The organism is Sorangium aterium, from assembly GCF_028368935.1.
In the GTDB taxonomy this organism is placed as follows: Bacteria; Myxococcota_A; Polyangia; order Polyangiales; family Polyangiaceae; genus Sorangium; species Sorangium atrum.
The window spans coordinates 366,170-386,066 of the sequence record NZ_JAQNDK010000001.1; the positions used below are offsets into that span (position 1 = coordinate 366,170).

Annotated in this window: 16 protein-coding genes; 6 read left to right on the top strand and 10 right to left on the bottom strand. The window is 72.0% G+C overall.

The window, feature by feature from the left end; genetic code table 11:
• The first annotated feature begins 48 nt into the window (after window positions 1-48).
• Entirely contained in the window at window positions 49-1,134 is a 1,086-nt protein-coding gene (locus POL72_RS01120) for an aldo/keto reductase (protein WP_272093032.1), read from the top strand.
• Between the two features lie 56 nt (window positions 1,135-1,190).
• Here the strand turns inward: POL72_RS01120 and POL72_RS01125 are convergent, their stop codons facing one another.
• The 3 genes from POL72_RS01125 to ileS are packed head-to-tail and all read right to left on the bottom strand — an operon-like array spanning window position 1,191 to window position 6,954.
• Window positions 1,191-1,817 (bottom strand): DUF4276 family protein, encoded by a 627-nt coding sequence (locus POL72_RS01125; RefSeq protein ID WP_272093034.1) that lies wholly within the window; start codon window positions 1,815-1,817, stop codon window positions 1,191-1,193.
• On the bottom strand, window positions 1,810-3,066 hold the full coding sequence (locus POL72_RS01130) for an AAA family ATPase (RefSeq protein ID WP_272093035.1): 1,257 nt from the start codon (window positions 3,064-3,066) through the stop codon (window positions 1,810-1,812). Before POL72_RS01130 ends, POL72_RS01125 begins: the two co-directional genes overlap by 8 nt.
• Window positions 3,067-3,090: 24 nt before the next feature.
• Window positions 3,091-6,954 carry an isoleucine--tRNA ligase gene (ileS, locus tag POL72_RS01135; protein WP_272093036.1) on the bottom strand — a complete coding sequence of 1,288 codons (3,864 nt, stop codon included), beginning with the start codon at window positions 6,952-6,954 and terminating at the stop codon, window positions 3,091-3,093.
• A 98-nt stretch (window positions 6,955-7,052) separates the two neighbouring features.
• On the opposite strand from ileS, the gene POL72_RS01140 reads away from it, so the two are divergent.
• Entirely contained in the window at window positions 7,053-7,643 is a 591-nt protein-coding gene (locus POL72_RS01140) for a Uma2 family endonuclease (RefSeq protein ID WP_272093038.1), read from the top strand.
• A 37-nt stretch (window positions 7,644-7,680) separates the two neighbouring features.
• Here POL72_RS01140 and POL72_RS01145 read toward each other — a convergent pair whose 3' ends face one another.
• The 5 genes from POL72_RS01145 to POL72_RS01165 all read right to left on the bottom strand — a co-directional run bounded on the left by POL72_RS01145 (window position 7,681) and on the right by POL72_RS01165 (window position 12,663).
• Window positions 7,681-8,298, bottom strand: coding sequence for a thiamine phosphate synthase (locus POL72_RS01145; RefSeq protein ID WP_272093040.1), 618 nt, complete (start codon window positions 8,296-8,298; stop codon window positions 7,681-7,683).
• A 31-nt stretch (window positions 8,299-8,329) separates the two neighbouring features.
• Window positions 8,330-8,647 (bottom strand): tetratricopeptide repeat protein, encoded by a 318-nt coding sequence (locus POL72_RS01150; RefSeq protein WP_272093041.1) that lies wholly within the window; start codon window positions 8,645-8,647, stop codon window positions 8,330-8,332.
• Between the two features lie 106 nt (window positions 8,648-8,753).
• Entirely contained in the window at window positions 8,754-10,025 is a 1,272-nt protein-coding gene (locus POL72_RS01155; RefSeq protein ID WP_272093043.1) for a glycosyltransferase family 4 protein, read from the bottom strand.
• Between the two features lie 291 nt (window positions 10,026-10,316).
• Window positions 10,317-11,582, bottom strand: coding sequence for a glycosyltransferase family 4 protein (locus tag POL72_RS01160; protein WP_272093044.1), 1,266 nt, complete (start codon window positions 11,580-11,582; stop codon window positions 10,317-10,319).
• Between the two features lie 298 nt (window positions 11,583-11,880).
• Window positions 11,881-12,663 carry a thiazole synthase gene (locus POL72_RS01165; RefSeq protein ID WP_272093046.1) on the bottom strand — a complete coding sequence of 261 codons (783 nt, stop codon included), beginning with the start codon at window positions 12,661-12,663 and terminating at the stop codon, window positions 11,881-11,883.
• Between the two features lie 123 nt (window positions 12,664-12,786).
• On the opposite strand from POL72_RS01165, the gene POL72_RS01170 reads away from it, so the two are divergent.
• The 4 genes from POL72_RS01170 to POL72_RS01185 all read left to right on the top strand — a co-directional run bounded on the left by POL72_RS01170 (window position 12,787) and on the right by POL72_RS01185 (window position 17,615).
• The gene (locus POL72_RS01170) at window positions 12,787-13,485 is read left to right on the top strand and encodes a hypothetical protein (RefSeq protein WP_272093048.1); all 699 of its coding nucleotides are present in this window, start codon (window positions 12,787-12,789) and stop codon (window positions 13,483-13,485) included.
• The gene (locus tag POL72_RS01175) at window positions 13,472-14,461 is read left to right on the top strand and encodes a matrixin family metalloprotease (protein WP_272093049.1); all 990 of its coding nucleotides are present in this window, start codon (window positions 13,472-13,474) and stop codon (window positions 14,459-14,461) included. Before POL72_RS01170 ends, POL72_RS01175 begins: the two co-directional genes overlap by 14 nt.
• Window positions 14,462-14,478: 17 nt before the next feature.
• Window positions 14,479-15,669 (top strand): HRDC domain-containing protein, encoded by a 1,191-nt coding sequence (locus POL72_RS01180; protein ID WP_272095894.1) that lies wholly within the window; start codon window positions 14,479-14,481, stop codon window positions 15,667-15,669.
• Window positions 15,670-15,854: 185 nt separating this feature from the next.
• Window positions 15,855-17,615: a mechanosensitive ion channel family protein gene (locus tag POL72_RS01185; protein WP_272093050.1), complete on the top strand. Its 1,761-nt coding sequence runs from the start codon at window positions 15,855-15,857 to the stop codon at window positions 17,613-17,615.
• On the opposite strand, the gene bioB is transcribed toward POL72_RS01185, so the two are convergent.
• Window positions 17,557-18,606: a biotin synthase BioB gene (gene bioB / locus POL72_RS01190; RefSeq protein ID WP_272093051.1), complete on the bottom strand. Its 1,050-nt coding sequence runs from the start codon at window positions 18,604-18,606 to the stop codon at window positions 17,557-17,559. The genes POL72_RS01185 and bioB overlap by 59 nt on opposite strands.
• A 130-nt stretch (window positions 18,607-18,736) precedes the next feature.
• The gene (locus POL72_RS01195) at window positions 18,737-19,789 is read right to left on the bottom strand and encodes a type IV pilus twitching motility protein PilT (RefSeq protein WP_272093052.1); all 1,053 of its coding nucleotides are present in this window, start codon (window positions 19,787-19,789) and stop codon (window positions 18,737-18,739) included.
• Between the last annotated feature and the right edge of the window lie 108 nt (window positions 19,790-19,897).

Consider the following 19,897-nt stretch of genomic DNA (forward strand, 5'->3'; position numbering starts at 1 on the left):
GTACGGTCCAGCAAGGGCTCTTCAGCCCGAACCTCCAGGAGGACCACGTTGAACCTCGACCACTACGTCACCCTCGGCCGCTCCGGCCTGCGCGTCAGCCCAATGTGCCTCGGCGCCATGACCTTCGGCGAAGACCACGGCTTCGGCTCCAGCGTCAAGGAGTCCGAGGCGATCCTCGATCGCTTCATCGAGCGCGGCGGCAACTTCATCGACACCGCCAACACCTACAACAAGGGCCACTCCGAGAAGATCATCGGCGACCACCTCGGCCGCCACCCGAGCAAGCGCGACCGGGCGGTGATCGCCACCAAGTTCACCGCCAACCTGTATCCCGGCGACCCCAACGGCGGCGGCGCCGGGAGGAAGGCCATCTTCGCGCAGTGCGAGCAGTCGCTGCGCCGCCTGCAGACCGACTACATCGACCTTTACTGGATGCACATCTGGGACAAGAACACGCCCATCGAGGAGACCGTGCATGCCCTCCACGATCTGGTGACGGCCGGCAAGGTCCGCTACGTCGGCGTCTCCGACACGCCGGCGTGGAAGGTGGCGCAGGCGCACGTCCTGGCGGGCTTCCGCGGGTGGGCGCAGTTCATCGCGCTCCAGATCGAGCACTCGCTCCTCGAGCGCAGCGTGGAAGGGGAGCTCATCCCCATGGCGCGCGAGCTGGGCCTCGGCGTCACGCCCTGGTCGCCCCTCAAGAGCGGCGTGCTCACGGGCAAGTACAGGCGGGAGAACGCCGGCAAGCACAAGTCCGATCGCGGCCCGTTCGCGCTCTCTGCGCTCACCGACAAGGCCTATGACGTCGTCGACAAGCTGGTCGAGATCGCCAGGGACCTGGACACCACGCCGGCCCGCGTGGCGCTCGCCTGGGTCGTGGCCCGGCCGGGCGTCACCTCCACCATCATCGGCGCGCGCACGCTGGCGCAGCTCGACGACAACCTGGGCTCGCTGGAGGTCAAGCTCGCGCCCGATCAGGTGGCCGCGCTCGACGCGCTCTCGGCGCCGGCGCTCGACTTCCCCGCCGCCTTCCTGCGCATGGCCGGCGCGTTCATGAACGGCGGCACGACGATCAACGGCGAGGGCGGGCCGGCGTCGCCGATGGCGCCGAAGAACGACAGCGAGCGGTACTGAGCGCGCACCAAGCGCCCGGGTGGGGGCGCTCGTGCGGGGCCGCCTCATCGTTGGTGCTAGGGCCGCGGAGGCGGGTAGATCTTGAGCGCTGAGGGCGCGGCGAGGAACCGCAGCGCGTTCTCGAGCGTGCGGAACGACCTCGCGCCGGAGGCGCGGAGCACGCCGAAGTCGATCCACTGGGTGAGCTTGAGCTGGTCGAGCGTGGGCTTGTAGATCTTGCCCGGTGGGAAGCGCTTCGAGAGCCATCCCTTCACGTCGCGGATGCCCTCGGGATCTTCCGGGCACGTCGTGCCCTCTGCGATGCGCACGTCAGGCCGGATCTCGCGCCCCGCCATGAGGTGGATGCACGGCAGGAACCACGCCTCGAACTCCCGGTGCGCCAGCACCACGGCGACCGGGAACGGGAGGCTCGCGGCCGCCACCCATGCCGCGGTCTCGGGGCCGGCGGTGGCTGGGCATCCGTCGTCCTCGTCACGGAGCAGCAGCGCGAACGCGCAGTCGCGCTCGCTTCGCAGGAGCTCGCAGGCTTGCAGCACCCCGGCGCGGGTGTTGAGCGCCTTGCCGCGCTTGGGAGCTCCCCAGACGGCGTGCGGCAGCCCGAGGTCGGCCCACAGCCGGATGACCAGGTTCCTCGCCGCCTCGACCTCGCCGTGGCCCTCGACGACCAGGTAGGCCTTAGCCATCGCTCGCGGAGCCTTCGGGGCGGAGGCCCTCGGCGTGTAGGAGATCGCTCGTCGACATCAGGCGCTTGCGCACGAGCTCGCGTTGACGCTCCTCGACCCGCGCCAGCGTCGTCGCGCCATGGCGCCGTTCCACGACGCGGATGTCGTCGATAGGCACCAAGTCCAGGAGGTCGGGGCTGTGCGTCGTGAGCAGGATCTGGCTGCGCGTTGACGCCTCCTTCAAGAAGTCGAAGAGGAGCGGGATCGCCCCTGGATGCACGCCAAGCTCCGGCTCTTCGAAGCCGAGGAGCGCGGGAGCGGGCTCCTGGAACAGCGCTGTCAGGAGGGCCGCTACGCGAAGGGTGCCGTCCGACTCCTGCGCAGCCCCATGCCAGCGCTCACGCCCTTGCTCGTCGAGGCCATGGCGGAACTCCGGGATCAGGAAGCCACCCGCCTGGGTGACGCGGTACTCGTCGATGTCCGAAGCGATGCGCCCGAGCGCGGCGACGAGCTCGGTTCCCCAGGTCGATCGCTCGATCGCCCTCAAGGTCGAGGCCCAGTTGCTGCCCCTCGTGCTCATCGGCCTGGATGGATCCGGGTGCTGAGGAACGCGCAGTACGTCCGGGAACAGCGAGTAAATCGCGATTTGACGCAGCTCCTCCATGAAGGGAACAAAGGTGCTGAGCTGCTTCCACTCCGCAGACGCGAAGAGCTCCTGACGGTGGATGAAGGGGAGCACGAGGACGTCGCGCCCCGGGTGCGCAGCGAAATAGCTGGGCACAGCAGGCTCGGTGGCGCCGTGCGCTGCAGTGCCCCGCACGCTGCCCACTATCGTCGCGCGCTCCTCTTCGGTCCACGTTTCCTCGTGCCTCTCGAGCAGCCCAAAGAGGTGCGAGCGGGTCGCGAGATCCGGCGCCGGCTCGGGAAACCATACAGCACGCTCGCACTTGACCAGCACAGGATCCCCGTCGCCAGACGAGGTGAACGTGAAGCCCCAGATGCCAGCGCCATGCTCGCTCTGAACATGGACCTCGATGGTCACATCACGAGGCTCTCGGGCATCGCCGTGCCTCAATGCACGAAGCCCGTGCCGGGCCGCGACCGCGCCGGCAAGCGACGTGTTCACGCACTCGGCGAGGAACCGCAGGACGTCCGCGACGTTGCTCTTGCCCGAGGCGTTCGGCCCCACGAGGACCGTCATCACCCCGAGCTCGAGCTCGATCCGCTCGCCGATGCTGCGGAAGTTACGGGCGCAGATCTTGGTGATCATCGCGGCAGAGCCCCCCCGGCGCCCTCACGCCGTCCGCGCGAGCGCTATCGCGAGCGCCTCGCCGTCGACGTTGACCTCGCGCCGCTCGGCCTGCCCCCACGCCGCGGGCGCCGCGCCCAGCACGAGCTCGGCGGCGAGCGCCTCCTGCATGAGCATCTCGCGCGCCGCCTCGGCGACCTTGCGGGCCCGCTCGCCGCCGTCGAGCGCGAGCCGGATCCGCTCGGTGAAGCCGAGGTCGAGCTCCTTCCGCATCCCCTGCACCCGCGAGAGGATCTCCCGGCCGAGCCCCTCGTCGCGGAGCGCGTCCGTGAGCGCCGTGTGCAGCACGACGACCCCCGCGCGGCCGCCGGCCGCCGCGAACCCCTCGCCCGCCTCGACCGCGACGTCGATCTCCTCGGGGCCGAGCTCGACCTGCTCGCCGTCGAGCGCGATCGCGATCTTGCCCTCGGTCGCGAGCGCCGCGCGGAGCGCCGCCGCGTCGGCCTTCGCCAGGACCTGCTTCGCGAGCTGCACCTTCTTGCCGAGCTTCGGCCCGAGCGCGCGGAAGTTCGGCTTGAGCACGTAGCGGACGGCGCTCCCCTCCTCGCCGGGCTTCAGGAAGCGCACCTCGTGGACGTTGAGCTCCTCGGCGATGAGCGGCACGTGCTCGGCGAGCGCCGCCGCGAGCCCCTGCTGCGACAGCACGACGTCGGCCCGCGAGAGCGGCTGCCGCACCTTGAGCTTGTTCGCCGTGCGCACCTGCAGGCCGAGCGAGACGAGCTCGCGCACGGCGCGCATCTCGATCGCGAGCGGCTCGTCCACCGCGGCGACGTCCGCCTCGGGGAACGCCACGAGGTGCACGCTCTCCGGCTGCGACGCGGGCCACGGCCGCCGCACCAGGTTCTGGTACATCGCCTCGGCGAGGAACGGCGTGAACGGCGCGCTCAGCTTGGCGATCGCGACGAGCACCTCGTACAGCGTGAAGTACGCGTCGCGCTTGTCCTGGGCCGCCCGCACGGTCCCCGGCGCGACCTCCAACGTATCGACGACCGAAGGGGCCCAGAAGCGCGCGCGGCTCCGGCGGACGTACCAGTTCGAGAGCGCGTCCACGAGATCGACCAGGCGCTGCGCCGCCTCGTACAGCCGGTACTCGTCGAGGTGCGCCGTCACCTCCCGCGTCGAGAGCGCGAGCTCGGACAGGATCCACCGGTCGAGGAGCGACCGCTCCCGCGCCGGCCGGTAGCCGGCGCTCGCCGCGAGCGCCGCGGGCGACGTGTCCGCCGCGCCCGGGTTCCCCTCCGCGGGCGAGAAGCCGTCGATGTTCGCGTAGATGGTAAAGAACGAGTAGACGTTCCGGAGCTTGACCGCGAACTCCTTCTGGTACGCGCGCACGTTGGTGAGCGAGTGGCGCGTGTTGGTCCACGGCGGGGAGGACGCGTAGAAGAACCAGCGGAACGCGTCGGCCCCGGGCGCGGGCGTCGCCGGGTCCTCGATGAAGACGCGCTGGTCCTGCGGCAGCCTGGGCACGTCGTTGGGCATCACCGAGAGCGCCTTGTCGGCCGGCGAGAGGCCCAGGCGATCGAGGTCCCCGCGGGAGAGCGCGACGATGCGGCGCGGGAGGCGCTTGTTGCCCGTCGCCGGCCTGAGCTCCAGCGTCAGCGCCGCGCCCTCGCGATCGGCGCGGTAGACCCGCACCTTCGCCGAGTCGCCCGTGAGATCGAGCCCCTCGTAGTCCTCGCGCGCGATGACGGCGACGCCGTCCTTCGCCGCGCCGAGCCCGGCGCCTCCGCCGTCGGCCGCCGCGAACTCCATCCGGACGCGCTCGAGGATGACCTCGGGCGGCGTGTAGTTGCCCTTCGACTTGCTCTCCTTCTTGCCCTCGCGATCGCAGACGTGCCCGAGCACGACGCACGTCTGGTACGGGTGCGGGTAGCTCCGGATCCGCGACAGCCCGAGCTTCTCCTGCGTGGCCTCGTCGAAGACCAGCGTCGAGACCATCAGCAGCGAGTAGAACCAGCCCCGCGTCTGATCGATCGCCTCGCTGATGAAGTCCGCCGGGAACGCGCGATCGAACAGCTCCTTCGAGCCCTCCGCGTGCGGGTAGCCCCACTGCGCGAACGGCATGCTCCCGCTGTCGAACCAGGCGTCGATCACCTCGGTCACGCGGCGCATCTCGCCGCTGCATGTCGGACAGGGGAACGTCACCTTGTCGATCCACGGCTTGTGGACGATGAGGTGATCGTTCAGGCCGGGGTCGGCCTTCTTGGCCTCGCGGAAGTGGTCGAAGGCGCGCGGGTTCAGCGCCTCGATCTCGGCGACCGAGGCCGGGGCGAGCTGGTGCTCCTCGTCGTTCGCGCAGACCCAGACGTTGAGCGGCGTCCCCCAGTACCGCTCGCGCGAGAGCGCCCAGTCCACGTTGTTGGCGAGGAAGTCGCCGAAGCGGCCCTCCTGGATGTGGGACGGGTGCCAGTGGACCGCGCGGTTGTTGGCGATCGCCTTGTCGATGTTGTCCCGGGTCCGGATGTACCAGGCCGGCCGCGCGAGCTGGATCAGCGGGTCGTCGTCCGCGCGCCAGCAGAACGGGTAGTCGTGGCGGTACTTCTCCTCGTGGACGAGCAGCCCGCGGGCCGCGAGATCCTTGATGATCAGCGGATCGGCGTCCTTCACCCAGAGGCCCGAGAACGCCGTGAGCCCCGGCTCGAACGTGCCGTCCGGTCGCACCGCGCAGAGCATCGGGACGTCGGCGCCCGGCTCGGCGAGCTCCGCGATCCGCCGCCTGTGCGCGTTGAAGTCGTCCTCGCCGAACGCGGGCGCGACGTGGACGATGCCGGTGCCGGAGTCGAGCGTGACGAAATCCGCGCCGAGGACGACCCAGTAGAGCGGCTCTGCCTTGCCGTCCTTCCTGCGCAGGGGGGTGTCGAACAGCGACCTCGCGAAGCTATCGAACGGCGGGCGGTAGCGCTTGCCGACGAGCTCGCTCCCCTTGAGCTCGCGGAGGACGGGCAGGTCCCGCTTGAACTTCTTGGCGAGCTCCTCGCGCAGCGCCGCCGCCACGATGAGCTTGCCGGCCACGGGCGCCGTGCCGCCCGCGGGCGCGCCCGCGTCCACGACGACGTAGTCGAACTCGGGCCGGACCGCGGCGTAGCCGTTCGAGGGCAAGGTCCACGGGGTCGTCGTCCAGGCGCAGAGCGCTGTGTCCGGCTCGTCGACCAGCGGGAACGCGACGAAGACGCTGGGGTCGTCGACCGTCTTGTAGTTCGAGCCGACCTCGGCCGCGCTGAGCGCCGTCCCGCCCTGGGGCCACCACCAGCAGACGCGGTGACCGCGGTAGAGGAGCCCCTTCCGGTGCAGCTGGGAGAGCGCCCACCAGACGCTCTCGACGTAGCTCCGGTGGTACGTGACGTAGGCGCTGTCGAGGTCGACCCAGAAGCCGATCTTGTCGGTCAGGTTCTCCCACGCCTCGGTGTACCGGAAGACGGAGTCGACGCAGCGCGAGATGAACGGCTCGACGCCGTACCGCTCGATGTCGGCCTTGCCGTGGATGCGCAGCTCCTTCTCGACCTCGACCTCGACCGGCAGCCCGTGCGTGTCCCAGCCGGCCTTCCGCGGCACGTCGTAGCCGCGCATGGTCTTGTACCGGGGGAAGACGTCCTTCACGGCGCGCGTGAGCACGTGGCCGTTGTGCGGCATGCCGTTGGCGGTCGGCGGGCCCTCGTAGAAGACGAACGTGCCCCGCGAGGGGCCGGTGGCGCGGGTCTCGGCGCGGAGCGTCTTCTCGAAGATGCGGCGCTGCTTCCAGAAGGCGAGGATCTTCGCCTCGTCGGCGGGGAAGTTCAGCTCGGTCGCCACCCTGTCGAACAGGGGCTCGTGCGGGCCGTCGGTCGGTTTCTTCGAGGACGCTTCGGACATGGCCCGGCCTAGTAGCAAGGCCCATTGCCAGCGTCGAGGGAAGCGCTGGGCCGGCGCGGAGCGCGCGCGACGAACGGCGGGGATGCTAAGATCTGACGATGAGCGCGCAGCACCCGCTATTTCCAGGCAATGCGCCCGAGGTCGAGGCCGCGTTCCAGGCCGTGCCTGACGAGATGGTCGCCGAGATCCTCGACGGGGAGCTGCACACGTTTCCGAGGCCGGCGCGGCCGCATACGCGCACGGCGTCGCGGCTGGGCCGTCGCCTCGGGCCGTTCGATGACGATCCGGGCGAGCCTGGCGGATGGGTGATCCTCGACGAACCCGAGCTCCACCTGGGACCACGGCCCGACAAGGTCGTGCCCGATCTCGCCGGCTGGCGCCGCGAGCGCATGCCCGACGCCCTCGGGCCCGAGGACGCGCCCGCGCATTACAACGTCGCGCCCGACTGGGTCTGCGAGGTGATCTCCCCGCGCACCGAGCGCGTCGACCGGGGCAAGAAGATGCGGATCTACCGGCGCGAAGGGGTCCGCCACGCCTGGCTGATCAACCCGGTCGCGCAGACGCTCGAGGTCTACCGGCTCGACGACGGCCCGTGGTCCTTGCTCGACACCTACGAAGGCGACGAGATCGTACGTCCCGAGCCGTTCGAGGCGGTCGAGCTGCCGCTCGCCTCGCTCTGGGCGCGGTAGCGCGCCGCGTGGCGCCGGCAGCGCGGCCGCGCGCGCCTCACCCCGTGAGCGGCGCCGGCAGCGCGCCGCCGAAGTCGGCGCGGATGGCGGCTACCCCGTCCGCGCCCGCCGCGAGGCAGGCCGGCGCCGAGGCCGCGTCGATGCCGCCCAGGGCGAGGAGCGCGACGCCGCGCGAGGCCGCGGCCAGGCGGGCCCGCGCCTCGCGCAGCGCCGCGAGGCCGAGCGGCGGGCCCTTGCCTGGCGTCGCGAAGATCGGCGAGAGCACCGCGGCGTCCGCGCCGGCCTCGGCCGCCCGGAGCACCTCGTCGACGCTGTGGCACGCGACGGAGACGAACGCGCCGGCCCCGAGCAGGGCGCGCGCGTCGGCCACCGCGACCGAGCGGCGGCCCAGGTGAACGCCGTCCGCGCCGAGGAGGAGCGCCAGATCCACGCGATCGTTGACGACGAACGAGGCGCCGAGCGCGGCGGTGGCGTCGCGCAGCCGCCCGCCGAGCGCGTGGAGCGCCGCGCCCGAGAGCTCGGGATCGCGGAGCTGCACCGCCACGCGGGCGCGGGCCTCGGGGGGCAGGGCGCCGAAGGCCGAGAGCCGCGCGAGCAGGACCGGCTCCGGGACGTCCGCCGCCTGGGTGATCAGGGTCAACTTCGGGGTCAGCATGGCCGTCCTCCAGCGCGCCGGCGGCGGCGCCTCATCGCGCTCCGTCGCCCGGAGGGCGCTCTGCCGGGGCGACCGCCTCGCCGAGCGCATCGAGATCCTGCCGGGCCATCCGGGCGAACCGGCTCGCAGGATACCGATCGACAAGGAAACGCAGCGTGTCGACCCGGGCACGGCGATCACCGCTCGCCTCGAAGCGCTCGGCCAGCGCGTACAGGGCCTCGCTCGGGTCCTCGTACACGCGGCGATCCGGGTCGACCTCGCTCGCGCACTGGTAAGGAGCCTGCGCGACGGCGGCGAAGATCGCGATGGAGCCGAAGGCCGCGCGGAAGCCGGTGAACACGAGCGGCATTCGCCGATGAACGAGCGCGAGCGTCAAGAGGACGCCGCGGTCGCGGCGACGCCGCTCCTCCGGCCGAGCCGCGCGGGCCCGCTCGTCCGCGCGGTCGGGAAGGTGGCTAGTTCAGGGAGACGCCCGTCCGGGCGGCGCCGTTCTCGAACCCGCCCTTCGAGGCCGGGGCGCCGAAGGGCGCGTCGCCCGTCTCCCGACCGCCGGTGCTCGACAGGGGCTCGCCGCGGGCGCGCAGGAGCGACTCGTGGAGGGCGCGCGCGCTGTCATCCCAGTCGCGCCTGCCGGCGAGCTCCGCGATCCGCGCCGGGTCGTAGTCGGCCCGGGCGGCGCGGAGCAGCGCATCCATCAGCACGCCCCGGTTCCCCGGCGGGATGAGCTCGCCGAGCTCGGGGCTGCACAGGACGTCGGGGATGCCTCCCACGCTCGTCGCGACCACGCGGCGCCCCGAGGCGAGCGCCTCGAGCAGGACGTTGGGCGTCCCCTCGTGCTTGCTCGGGAGCGCCAGAGCGTCGCACGCGCCGAGCCACAGCGACACCTGGTCGTGCGGCAAGTAGCCGGTCACCGTCAGCCGCCCGCCCAGCCGGGCGGCGGCGGCCCTGCACGCCTGCTCCTCGGCGCCGCTGCCGACGAGCGCCAGCTCGATGTCCGGGTGGACAGGCGCGAGCTGCTCGAACGCCTCGACCAGATCGAGCACGCCCTTGTCGCGGCTCAGGTGGCCGACGAAGACGATCAGCCGCGAGCTCGGCGACTTGCCGAGCGCGGCGCGCGCCTCGGCGCGGTTGCGAGGCTGGAACGTCTTCACGTCGACGCCGTTCATGACGATGTCGATGCGATCGCGCGGCACGCCGAGCGCCGCGACCCCGTCCGCGAGCTTGCGGCTGACCGTGACCACCCGGGCAGCGCGCGTGAGCCCCCAGCCGAGCGGCCGTCGCATCCGCGGGTCGCGCGGGATCACGTCGATGTCCGAGCCGTGCGTCTTGATCACGGCCGGCACCCCGAGCAATCGCCCCAGACAGACCGCGGCAAAGCCGTCCGGGTAGGCGAAAGCCCCGACGATGACGTCGGGCAACGGACCGCGCCCGATGAGCTCCGGGAGCATCGACGCCGCATACAGCGGGCCGTTCAGGGCGGGCGCGACCCTCGGCACATAGAGGTACCGCGGATGCCGGACCGGCAGCCCCTCGATGACCTCTTCGCGCGGCGCGCTGGCGCCGATAGGCCACTTCGAGAGGCGCTCGATGCCGGGGAACCACGGGATCGTCGCGAGCACCCGGACGTCGCAGTAGCGCGACAGCGCGGCGAACTGCCGCCGATTGTACGGCGCCTCGTCCGGGTGAACCGCGTTCGGGAAGATCTTCGTGATCAGCAAAACGCGCATCCGCCGCAAGAGCACCTCCTCTCCGAGCGAGCCGAGTCGGCGAGCGCCTCTGAAGAGGACGTCGTTCGCGCTCGGTCTCGCATTCGGTCCAACCAGTCTCGCTCAGTCTCGCTCAGTCTCGTCAATCCCGCCAGTCACACGCAGTCCCGCCCATCTCGCTCAGCCACGGTCAGCCACGTTCAGCGTCCCATTTTGCCTCGCTCAGCATCGCTCGGTGTCCCAATTTGCCTCGCTCAGCATCGTATTCGGCCTGGTCACCATCGATTCGGTCTCACCTGGTACCGTATGTCGTTACACGTCCAGACCGGCTCGATGACCGACCCGCTGGTTGCCGTCGTCCCGTCCAGCGGCCGGCCCGGAGGCCCCGGCGGGCGTCGACCACGCGCGCGCCCGGGACGGGGCGTCGACCCCGCGCCGCCTGGCGATGAGCTCGTCGAACAGGCGCACGTGCGCGTCGACCATCGCTTCCAGGCTGAACTGCTCGGTGAACTTCGCGGGGCCGCGCGCGCGCGCGCGCTCGCGGAGCTCTCCGTCGCGGGCGACGCGCGAGAGGTGCTCGGCCAGCGCGCCAGGGTCCTTCGACGGGACGAGGAACCCGTCGACGCCGTGCTCGACGATCTCGGGGACGCCGCCGACGCGGCTCGCCACGATCGGCTTGCCGAGCGCGAGCGCCTCGAGCAGCGCGAGCGGCAGCCCCTCCCAGAGCGACGGGAGCACGTAGGCGTCGAACGCGGAGACCAGCTCCGGCACGTCCGAGCGATATCCGGGGAAGATCACCCGGTCGCCGAGCCCCGCGTCCCTGGCGCGCTGCTCCAGCTCCGCCCGGAGCGGGCCGTCGCCGGCGATGACGAAGCGCGCCTCCGGGGCGCGCCGCAGCACCTCGGGCGCCGCCTCGAGGAGGTAGCGGAGCCCCTTCTGCTCGATGTGCACGACGGCGCACCCGAACACGAACTCCCGCTCGCCGATGCCGAGCTCCGCGCGGATGCGCGCGCCCGCGCCGCTCTCGCGGGCGCGGGCGAAGCGCGCCCCGTCGATGCCGTTGTGGATGACCCGGACGGGCGCGCGGACCTTCACGTCGTCGACAAGGATGCGCCTGAGGTCGTGCGACACCGCGACCATCTCGTCGGCGAGGTAGGCGTAGTAGCCGAACTTGCGCCGATCGAAGCCCTTCGCCCGGTTGATCTGGTTGTGCTCCGAGTAAAGGACCGCCGGCCGATCCCGGAGCAGGCGCGCGGCGAAGCCAGCGAAGATGAGCGGAGCACGGTTGTGGACATGGACGATATCGACCGAGCGCTGGTGAAAGAAGCGCCGGATCCAGAGCAGCGCCTCCGGATCGCTCTTGAGGCCCGGCAGCACCGGCCGCAGATCCTTCGTGATCACGAGGCACTTCGAGCGGGGGAGCTTGACCTCCGAGAAGAGCCGCCCCTCGCCGTCGAGGCAGATCAGCGAGAGGTCGAAGCCGTGATCGCCGAGGCGATCGAGGAGGCTCAGCACCACCTTCTCGAGCCCGCCGACCTCGAGGTTGTTCACGACCATGCAGACGTTGGGCTTGCTCATAGTCTCCTGAGCGGACCGTCAGGTCGCCGCGGTCGTCGTCGGAGCGCCGTGACGCGCCACGACAGCGTGTCGACCGTGCGATGAGCGTTCCGTGTCAATTTGGCTCAGGTAGGTGAGCGTATCATGACATGCGGATGCTGTTCGCTTGACTTGGCGTCGCGGCAGCGCCGTGCTGGACGTCGGAGTTGCTCGTTCATCATCCCTCATCGCGCCCGCGAGGGCTCCCGCATCTGTGGAATACGCCGGGAACGCGAGCTCGCGGGGCTCTGAGGTGCGGGGCCACACCCGCAGCGCCGCGCTACAGCGCGGCGATCTTGCCCTGCTCCGGCGACGAGGCCGTCGCATAGAGCTTCTTCGGCATCCGCCCCGCGAGATACGCCATCCGACCGGCCCTCACCGCGTCCTTCATCGCCTGCGCCATCAGGATCGGGTCCCGCGCGCCCGCGATGGCCGTGTTCATCAATACCCCATCACACCCGAGCTCCATCGCCACCGCGGCGTCGCTCGCTGTCCCGACTCCCGCGTCCACGATCACCGGCACCTTTGCTGTCTCTCGGATGATCATCAGGTTGTACGGGTTGCGGATGCCGAGCCCGCTGCCGATCGGCGCCGCCAGGGGCATCACGGCCGCGCACCCGATGTCTTCCAGCTTACGACAGACGATCGGGTCATCCATGCAGTAGGGCAGCACGGTGAACCCCTCCTTCACCAGGATCCGCGCCGCCTCGAGCGTCGCCTCGTTGTCCGGGAACAGCGTCCGTTCGTCGCCGATGACTTCGAGCTTCACGAGCTCGGACAGACCGAGCTCGCGCGCGAGCCGGCAGGTGCGGACCGCATCCTCGACGGTATAGCAACCGGCCGTGTTCGGCAGGATCGTGACGCGTCCCTGCTGGAGCAGCGACATCATCGACCCCTCGCCCCGCTCCTTCAGATTGACGCGGCGGAGGGCCACCGTGACCACCTCCGCGCCGGACGCTTCGAGCGCGCGACGGGTCTCATCCAGGTCCTTGTACTTGCCCGTCCCCACGAAGAGGCGGGAAGTGAACGTGTATCTGCCGATCGTCAACGCGTCGCTCGTCATCGCAGGCTCCTCGGGTCTCGACCCAGACGATCTGCTAGTCGGACCGGGACACAGGGTCCAGCGCGTCGACGAAAACCGGCGCTCCCGGCGCGCCGCGCTCGGCAGCATGGTATCTTTGCGCCCATGTCTCCCAGAGCTTTTGGCATAGCCCTCCTCGTCGCGTTGCCTCCAGCGCTCACGCTCACGCCCCTCCCGACAGCGGACAGCCGCGCGCAGGCCGACCCGGGAGGCGCCGGGGTGAGCCGCGGCGCGCTGCTGTCCGGTCCGCGCGCGGCGCAGGCGGCCGTGGCCGTTCAGCTCTCGCTGGACGAGCTCGTCGCCGCGGCCTCGTACGTGGTGGTCGCGACCGCGATCGAGCAGCGCAGCCAGTGGGAAGAGCTCGGCGGGGCCAGGAGGATCGTCACCTATACCCGCCTGTCGATCGACCGGACCGTGGCCGGACAGCCCGACGGCGAGGTCTGGGTCAGGACGCTCGGGGGCGTGGTCGGGGACGTCGGACAGCACGTGTCCGGCGACGCGCAGATCGCGATCGGCGCGCAGGCGATGGTCTTCGTCTCCAAGGTGGGATCCGCCCTGGTCGTCTCCGGGATGGCCCAGGGCCACTACCCCGTCGTCGACGGCGAGGAGAAGCCGAGCGTCGCCGGCGGCTCCGGCGCGCGGCGCGTCGCCGTGCGGCGGCTGGCCGCGAGCCCCGACAGCGGGACCGTCCTGTCCCGGCCGGGCCCCGCGATCTCGGCCAGCGAGCGGCTCGTCGGCGCGACGCTCGACACGGCGATCGACGCGGTGAACCAGGCATGGAAGGCGAAGCATGCGCAGAAGTGACCTCGCGCCCCGCCCCGCGGGCGCGCGCCACCCCGCGCGGGCCAACGCCATCGCCGCAGCCTGCAGCGCGCTCGTCGCCGCGGCGCTCGCCTACCCCGGGGACGCCCTGGCCTACTGCCGCACGAGCGTCTGTCCGCCGGAGAAGACGCCGTCGGGCAAGGCGGAGACCGCGGCGGTGTGCACGCCGCCGCAGGGCTCCGACTGCGGCACCCCGCTCGCCTGGCCTGCGCCGTGCGTGAGCTACTCCCTCCAGGAGGACGCCTCCGCCCAGGTGTCGCTCCAGGAGGCGGAGTCGATCTTCGAGGAGGCGTTCGCGGCGTGGACGGAGGCCGACTGCGGCGACGGGCAGACCCCGCGCATGGAGGTCACCTACCTGGGCCCTGTCGCGTGCGCCGCGCACGAGTACAACAAGGCCAAGGCGAACGCGAACATCATCATGTTCCGGGACGACGGGTGGCCGTACGCCGACAGCGGGAACACCCTCGCGCTCACGACCGTCACCTACCACCTCAAGACCGGCGAGATCTACGACGCGGACATGGAGATCAACTCGTTGGCGCTCTCCCAGGGAGCCGACGGCGTCGCGTTCGACCTCCTGAGCATCGCCACCCACGAGGCCGGCCATTTCCTCGGGCTCTCGCACTCGATCGAGCACGACGCGACCATGTTCGCCAACTACCGCTCTTCGCTCCGCGACCTCTCCCAGGACGACCGCGACGGGATCTGCGCGGTGTACCCGCCCGGGGAGCCGATCGAGGGCTGCGACCCCACGCCGCGCCACGGCTTCTCTTCGCTGTGCGCCGCGGATCAGCCCGCGGTGAAGGAGTCGGGCGGCTGCGCCGCGGCGCGGCGCGGCAACGCTGGCCAGGACGGGCGCGGTGGAGGGCTCGTCCTCGCCGCGCTCGCGCTGGTCGGCGTGGTCGCGCGGGCCCGGCGCGGCGCGGCCTCGCGGGCGGGCCGCGAGGAGGCCTGCTGAGCCAGAGCCCTCCCGTCCTGGTCGAGCGCGAAGGCGAGCTCGCCCGGCTGGTCGAGCGCGCCGCCCGCGCCGACGCGCTCGCGGTCGACGTGGAGGCCAACGGGCTGTTCGCGTACCGGGCGCGGCTCTGCACGGTCCAGCTCGCCTTTCGCGAGGGGGACGAGATCGCGATCGGGGTGGTCGACGCGCTCCGGGTGCCTGTCGCGCCGCTCGCGCCGCTCCTCGGGGCCGCTGGTCCGCCCAAGGTGCTGCACGACCTCACCTTCGACGCGCGCATGCTCGCCGAGGCGGGCGCGCCGCTCGCGGGCGCGCACGACACCTCGGTCGCCGCGCGCATGCTGGGGTGCGCGGCGACGGGGCTCGCCGCGCTGCTCCTGTCGGAGCTCGACGTGAAGGTCGACAAGCAGCTCCAGCAGCACGACTGGGGGCGCAGGCCGATCGAGGACGCCGAGCTGCGCTACCTGGCCGACGACGTGCGCCACCTGCTCTCGCTCCGCGCGCGGCTCGCCGAGCGCAGCCGCGCCCTCGGGATCGACGAGGAGATCGAGGAGGAGTGCGCCTACAAGCTCGCGAGCGCCCTCGGGCCGCCGCGCGATCCGCGGCCCGCTTACGCGCGCATCAAGGGGGCCCAGGCGCTCGATCCGCAGGGCCGGGCGATCCTGCGGCGGCTCGTGGCGGCGCGCGAGGCGGTCGCCGAGGGGGCCGACGTGCCCTCCTTCAAGATCGTCGCCAGCGAGGTGCTGCTCGAGCTCGCGCAGCGGAGGCCCGCCAGCGCAGACGACGTGCGCGCGATCCGCGGGGCCGCGGCGGGCCGCGCGGCCGCGTGCGTCGCGGCGTGGCTCCGCGCGATCGAGCAAGGGTGCAGCGACGGCGACGTGCCCGAGGAGGAGCGCGCCCTCTTCCAGCAAAGCCGCCCGCCCCGGAAGGAGCTCGCCGCGCGGCGCGCGGTGGAGACCCGGATCGCGGCGTGGCGCAGGGCGGAAGCGAAGGCGCGGAAGGTGGACGAGCAGGTCGTGCTGCCCGGTCACTGCGCGCAGGATCTCGCGGAGATCGCGCTGGCGACGGCCCACGCCCGGGACGAGGCGATCGCCGCCGCGATCGCGCGCATCCCGGGGCTCGGCGCGGGGCGGCTCGCGCGCTACGGCCGCGCGCTCGCGGCGCTCGTGGCCGCGGCGCAGCCGGGCGAGCCGCCTGCAGCCGTGACGTAGCTCCGCGCGTCGGTTGCGCCTGTCGGTTCCGCTTGTCGATTCCGCGTGTCGGTTCCGCCTGTCGGTTCCGCGCGTCCGCGATCCTCGGCGGGATCTCAGACACGTGGAGCCCGCTGCGAGCGAGCGCACGTGGCGCGCGCGCCGCCCGGTCGACAGAGCCGCCGGGCGATGGAATAGCAGGGCCCATGCCGTCGACCGATCATCCCAAGGGGCCGAGGCGGCTCCGCCTCTGGCCGCCGGCGAGGTGGCTCCGCGCTGCGTTCGCCTTCGCGCTCGTGTTCGGGTGCGCCCTCCTGGGAGCGAGCGCCGGAGAGCTGTCCCCTCCGCCGCCCCCGCCGTCGCCGCCGCCGCCCGCGGCGGGCGCCGAGGCCGGCCCTGAGCCGGAGGCGACCCCTGTCGCGCCCGACTCGCCTCGAGCCTCCATGCGCAGCTTCGTCGAGCTGTGCCGCGCGGGCGATTACGCCGAGGCCGCGCGCTACCTGGACGTGCCGCCGAGGGCGAACGGCGCGGAGCTCGCGCAGAAGCTCAAGGCGGTGCTCGATCGGCACCTCTGGCTGGAGGTGGAGACGCTCTCGCCGAACCCGCAGGGGGACACGCAGGACAACCTCGGGGCCGGCGTGGAGCAGCTCGGCAAGATCCCGACGCGGACGGGGCCCCAGCCGGTGCGCCTCGTGCGGCGCACCACGCCCGACGGCGTGCGCTGGATCTTCTCGCGCGCCACGGTGGAGCGCGTCGATGAGTGGTACGCACGGCTCGAAGATCGCTGGCTCCGCGATCACCTGCCGCCGGCGCTCCTGCGCCCCGGCCCGCGCGAGCTGCTCTGGTGGCAGTGGCTCGCGCTGCCGGTCCTCGCGCTGGCCGGCTGGCTCGTCGGCGCGGTGCTGAGCTACCTCGTCCGCGCCGCGCTCCGCCGCGTCATCGCCCGGACGGAGTCCACGCTCGACGACGTGCTCCTCGGGGGGGCGCGCGGTCCGTTCACGTTCGCGGCGGCGCTCCTGGTGATCACGGCCGTGCTCCCGTGGCTCGGGCTGTACCTGCCGGCCGAGGAGTTCCTCGGCCAGGTGCTGCGCGCCGGCGTCTTCGTCGCGGTCTTCTGGTTCGCACTGCGCGCGATCGACGCCTTCGGCGGCCGCCTGCTCGCCGCCCCCGCGACGCGCGACAACCCGGCGGCGCGCTCGCTCGTGCCGCTCATGGGGCGGATCGCGAAGGTCGCGATCGTGATCATCGGCGTGATCGCGGTGCTCTCGGAGCTCGGCTACCCCGTGGCGAGCCTCATCGCCGGCCTCGGCATCGGCGGCGTCGCGCTGGCCCTCGCCGCGCAGAAGACGGTGGAGAACCTCTTCGGCTCGGTCGCGATCGGCATCGACCGGCCGTTCCAGGTCGGCGACTTCGTGAAGGTCGACGCGCTCCTCGGCACGGTCGAGAGCATCGGGCTCCGCTCGACCCGGATCCGCACGGTCGACCGGACCATCGTCACGATCCCGAACGGCAAGCTGGCCGATCTCCACATCGAGTCGTTCACGGCGCGCGACCGCATCCGCCTCGCCTGCCTGCTGGGGATCGAGCGCGACACATCGCCCGAGCAGCTCCGCGCCATCGTGGAAGAGTGCGAGCGGGCGCTGCGGGAGCACCCGAAGGTCTGGCCCGAGGACGTCGTTGTGCGCTTCATCGGCGTCGGCCCGTCCTCGCTCGACGTGGAGGTGGTGGCCTGGTTCCAGACGACCGACTTCGCGGAGTTCCGGGACATCCGGCAGGCGATGCTGATCACCTTCCTGCAGATCATCGACATGGCCGGATCGAAGCTCGCCTACCCGACGCAGACGCTGCACGTCGCGCCGCGCGGAGGGGAGCGCCCGCAGCCGGAGGCGGCCGCGGCGGGGGGCTCGGCTAACGGGCGGCGCGCGCCGCGGCGGGCGCCATCGGCTGAAGCCCCGCCTTCTCGATGAGCGCGCGGTCCTCGTCCTCGCCGGGGTTCGGCGTGGTGAGCAGCTTGTCTCCGTAGAAGATCGAGTTCGCCCCCGCGTACATGCAGAGCAGCTGCGCCTCGCGCGAGAGCTCCGTCCGCCCGGCGGACAGGCGCACCATCGCGCGCGGCATCATGACCCGCGCGACCGCGATCATCCGGACGAACTCGATCGGATCGACCGGGGGGAGGCTCTCGAGGGGCGTCCCCGGCGAGCGCACGAGGGCGTTGATCGGCACGCTCTCCGGGTGGGGATCGAGGCGCGCGAGCTCGACGAGCATCTCGCAGCGGTCGGCGATCGACTCGCCCATGCCGATGATGCCGCCCGAGCAGACGGTGATGCCCGCCCGCCGGACGTTGCGCAGGGTGACGAGCCGCTCGTCGTACGTGCGCGTCGAGATGATCGATTTGTAGGCCTTCCGCGAGGTGTCGAGGTTGTGGTTGTAGGCGTCGAGGCCGGCCTCCTTGAGGCGGCGCGCCTGGTCGTCGGTGAGCATGCCGAGCGTGCAGCACGCCTCGAGGCCGAGGGCTTTCACGCCGCGCACCATGTCGAGGACGCGCTCGAAGGCGGGGCCGTCCTTCACCTCGCGCCACGCGGCGCCCATGCAGAACCGCGTCGAGCCGCCGTCGCGGGCGCGCCCTGCGGCGGCGAGGACCGCGCCGACGTCGAGCATGCGCTCCGGCCCGACCTCGGTCTCGTAGTGGCTCGACTGCGGGCAGTAGGCGCAGTCCTCGGGGCAGCCGCCCGTCTTGACGCTGAGCAGGGTGCAGAGCTGGACCTCGTGCTCGCCGTGGAACGCGCGGTGGACCGCGCGGGCGCGGTCGATCAGCTCGAAGAGCGGCAGGTCGTGCAGGGCGACCGCCTGCTCGACGGTCCAGTCGTGGCGGGGCGCGCCCGCCGACGGGGCGTGCCCGGCCGGGCCGCCGCATCCATTCCTGTGCTCCGCCCCTTCTCGTTCGATCCCTTCGAGCATGGGCTCGCTCATAGCCGGGCTTGAGGCGCCGCCGCAAGCGAGGCGCGAAAGGGAGGGATTTCCTGGCGTCCTTGGCGGCTTGGCGGCCCGAAATTCTGCTCTTTCGTGGCGGCTTGGTCCGCTCGTCGCTCTAGAGCGCGGTCACCGCCTTCGCCGTCTCCTTGGCGATCGTCCCCTGGGCGACGAGCTGCCTGAGGTGCGCGTCGAAGGTCTGCATGCCGTACGGCGTGACCCCCTTCTCCATCAGCTCGCGCAGCGAGGGGCTCCCCTCCGGCCGGCGGATCGCCTCGCGCACCGCGGCCGTACCGACGAGCACCTCGGCGGCGAGGACCTCCCCCGCGCCGTCGCGGCGAGGGAGCAGGCGCTGCGCGACGACGCCGTGGAGACAGTCGGCCAGCCGCTCGCGCGCCTCGCTCGGGCTCTTGCCGAGCGCGATCAGCCGCCCGAGCGTGCGCGTGACGTCCGCGGCGCTGACCGCCGCGAGCACGAGGTGCCCGGTCTCCGCGGCGTGGAGCGCGAGATCGAGCGACTCGCCGTCGCGGAGCGCGCTGATCAGCACGACGTCCGGGTCCTGCCGCAGCGCGGAGCGCAGCGCGGTCGGGAAATCCGCGGTGTCGACGCCGATCTCGCGCTGGCTCACGCTGGAGCGGTTGTCCTCGTGCACGTGCTCGACTGGATCTTCCAGGGTGATGATGTGGCGCGGCACGGTCGCGTTGATGTGCCCGACGAACGCGGCGAGGGTCGTGCTCTTGCCGCTGCCGGCCGTGCCCGCGACGAGGATGAGGCCGTGATCGTGCTCCACCATCGCCCGGACCGCCGAGGGCACGCCGAGCTCCTCGAACGTCGGGATCTTGAGCGGGATGCTCCGCAGGATGATCGCGAGCGAGCCGCGCTGGCGATAGATGTTCACCCGGAACCGGCCGAGGCCCGGGACGACGTACGAGGTGTCGAGCTCCTGGAGCGTGGCGAGCAGCTCGCGCGACGGGCGCCCGGCGAGCAGCACCCGCGCGGCGGCCTCGCTGTCCTCGGGCCGGATCCTGTCGACGCGGAAGTAGACCATGTCGCCGCGGACCCGCGCGCCCGGCGGCTGACCGACCTTGAGGTGGATGTCGCTGGCGTGGGCGGCAAGCGCCTTGCCGAGGAGCTGATGGAGGAAGGCCTCGGAGGTGTACGGCGTCGTCACGGGGGGCAAGGTACCAAATTGGAACCCGACCGGCCCAAAGGGCGGCTGCACGAAACGAAAGCGCAGAGGGCGCCGCGCCGCCGCGCGGGACGGCCGCGCGCGCCGGGA

Coding starts and splice junctions, on each gene's coding strand:
- POL72_RS01185 (WP_272093050.1), top strand. CDS start 15,855: ATGCCGTCGACCGATCATCCCAAGGGGCCGAGGCGGCTCCGCCTCTGG.
- POL72_RS01140 (WP_272093038.1), top strand. CDS start 7,053: ATGAGCGCGCAGCACCCGCTATTTCCAGGCAATGCGCCCGAGGTCGAG.
- POL72_RS01160 (WP_272093044.1), bottom strand. CDS start 11,582: ATGAGCAAGCCCAACGTCTGCATGGTCGTGAACAACCTCGAGGTCGGC.
- bioB (WP_272093051.1), bottom strand. CDS start 18,606: ATGCTCGAAGGGATCGAACGAGAAGGGGCGGAGCACAGGAATGGATGC.
- POL72_RS01130 (WP_272093035.1), bottom strand. CDS start 3,066: ATGATCACCAAGATCTGCGCCCGTAACTTCCGCAGCATCGGCGAGCGG.
- POL72_RS01145 (WP_272093040.1), bottom strand. CDS start 8,298: ATGCTGACCCCGAAGTTGACCCTGATCACCCAGGCGGCGGACGTCCCG.
- POL72_RS01165 (WP_272093046.1), bottom strand. CDS start 12,663: ATGACGAGCGACGCGTTGACGATCGGCAGATACACGTTCACTTCCCGC.
- POL72_RS01150 (WP_272093041.1), bottom strand. CDS start 8,647: ATGCCGCTCGTGTTCACCGGCTTCCGCGCGGCCTTCGGCTCCATCGCG.
- POL72_RS01175 (WP_272093049.1), top strand. CDS start 13,472: ATGCGCAGAAGTGACCTCGCGCCCCGCCCCGCGGGCGCGCGCCACCCC.
- POL72_RS01170 (WP_272093048.1), top strand. CDS start 12,787: ATGTCTCCCAGAGCTTTTGGCATAGCCCTCCTCGTCGCGTTGCCTCCA.
- POL72_RS01125 (WP_272093034.1), bottom strand. CDS start 1,817: ATGGCTAAGGCCTACCTGGTCGTCGAGGGCCACGGCGAGGTCGAGGCG.
- POL72_RS01155 (WP_272093043.1), bottom strand. CDS start 10,025: ATGCGCGTTTTGCTGATCACGAAGATCTTCCCGAACGCGGTTCACCCG.
- ileS (WP_272093036.1), bottom strand. CDS start 6,954: ATGTCCGAAGCGTCCTCGAAGAAACCGACCGACGGCCCGCACGAGCCC.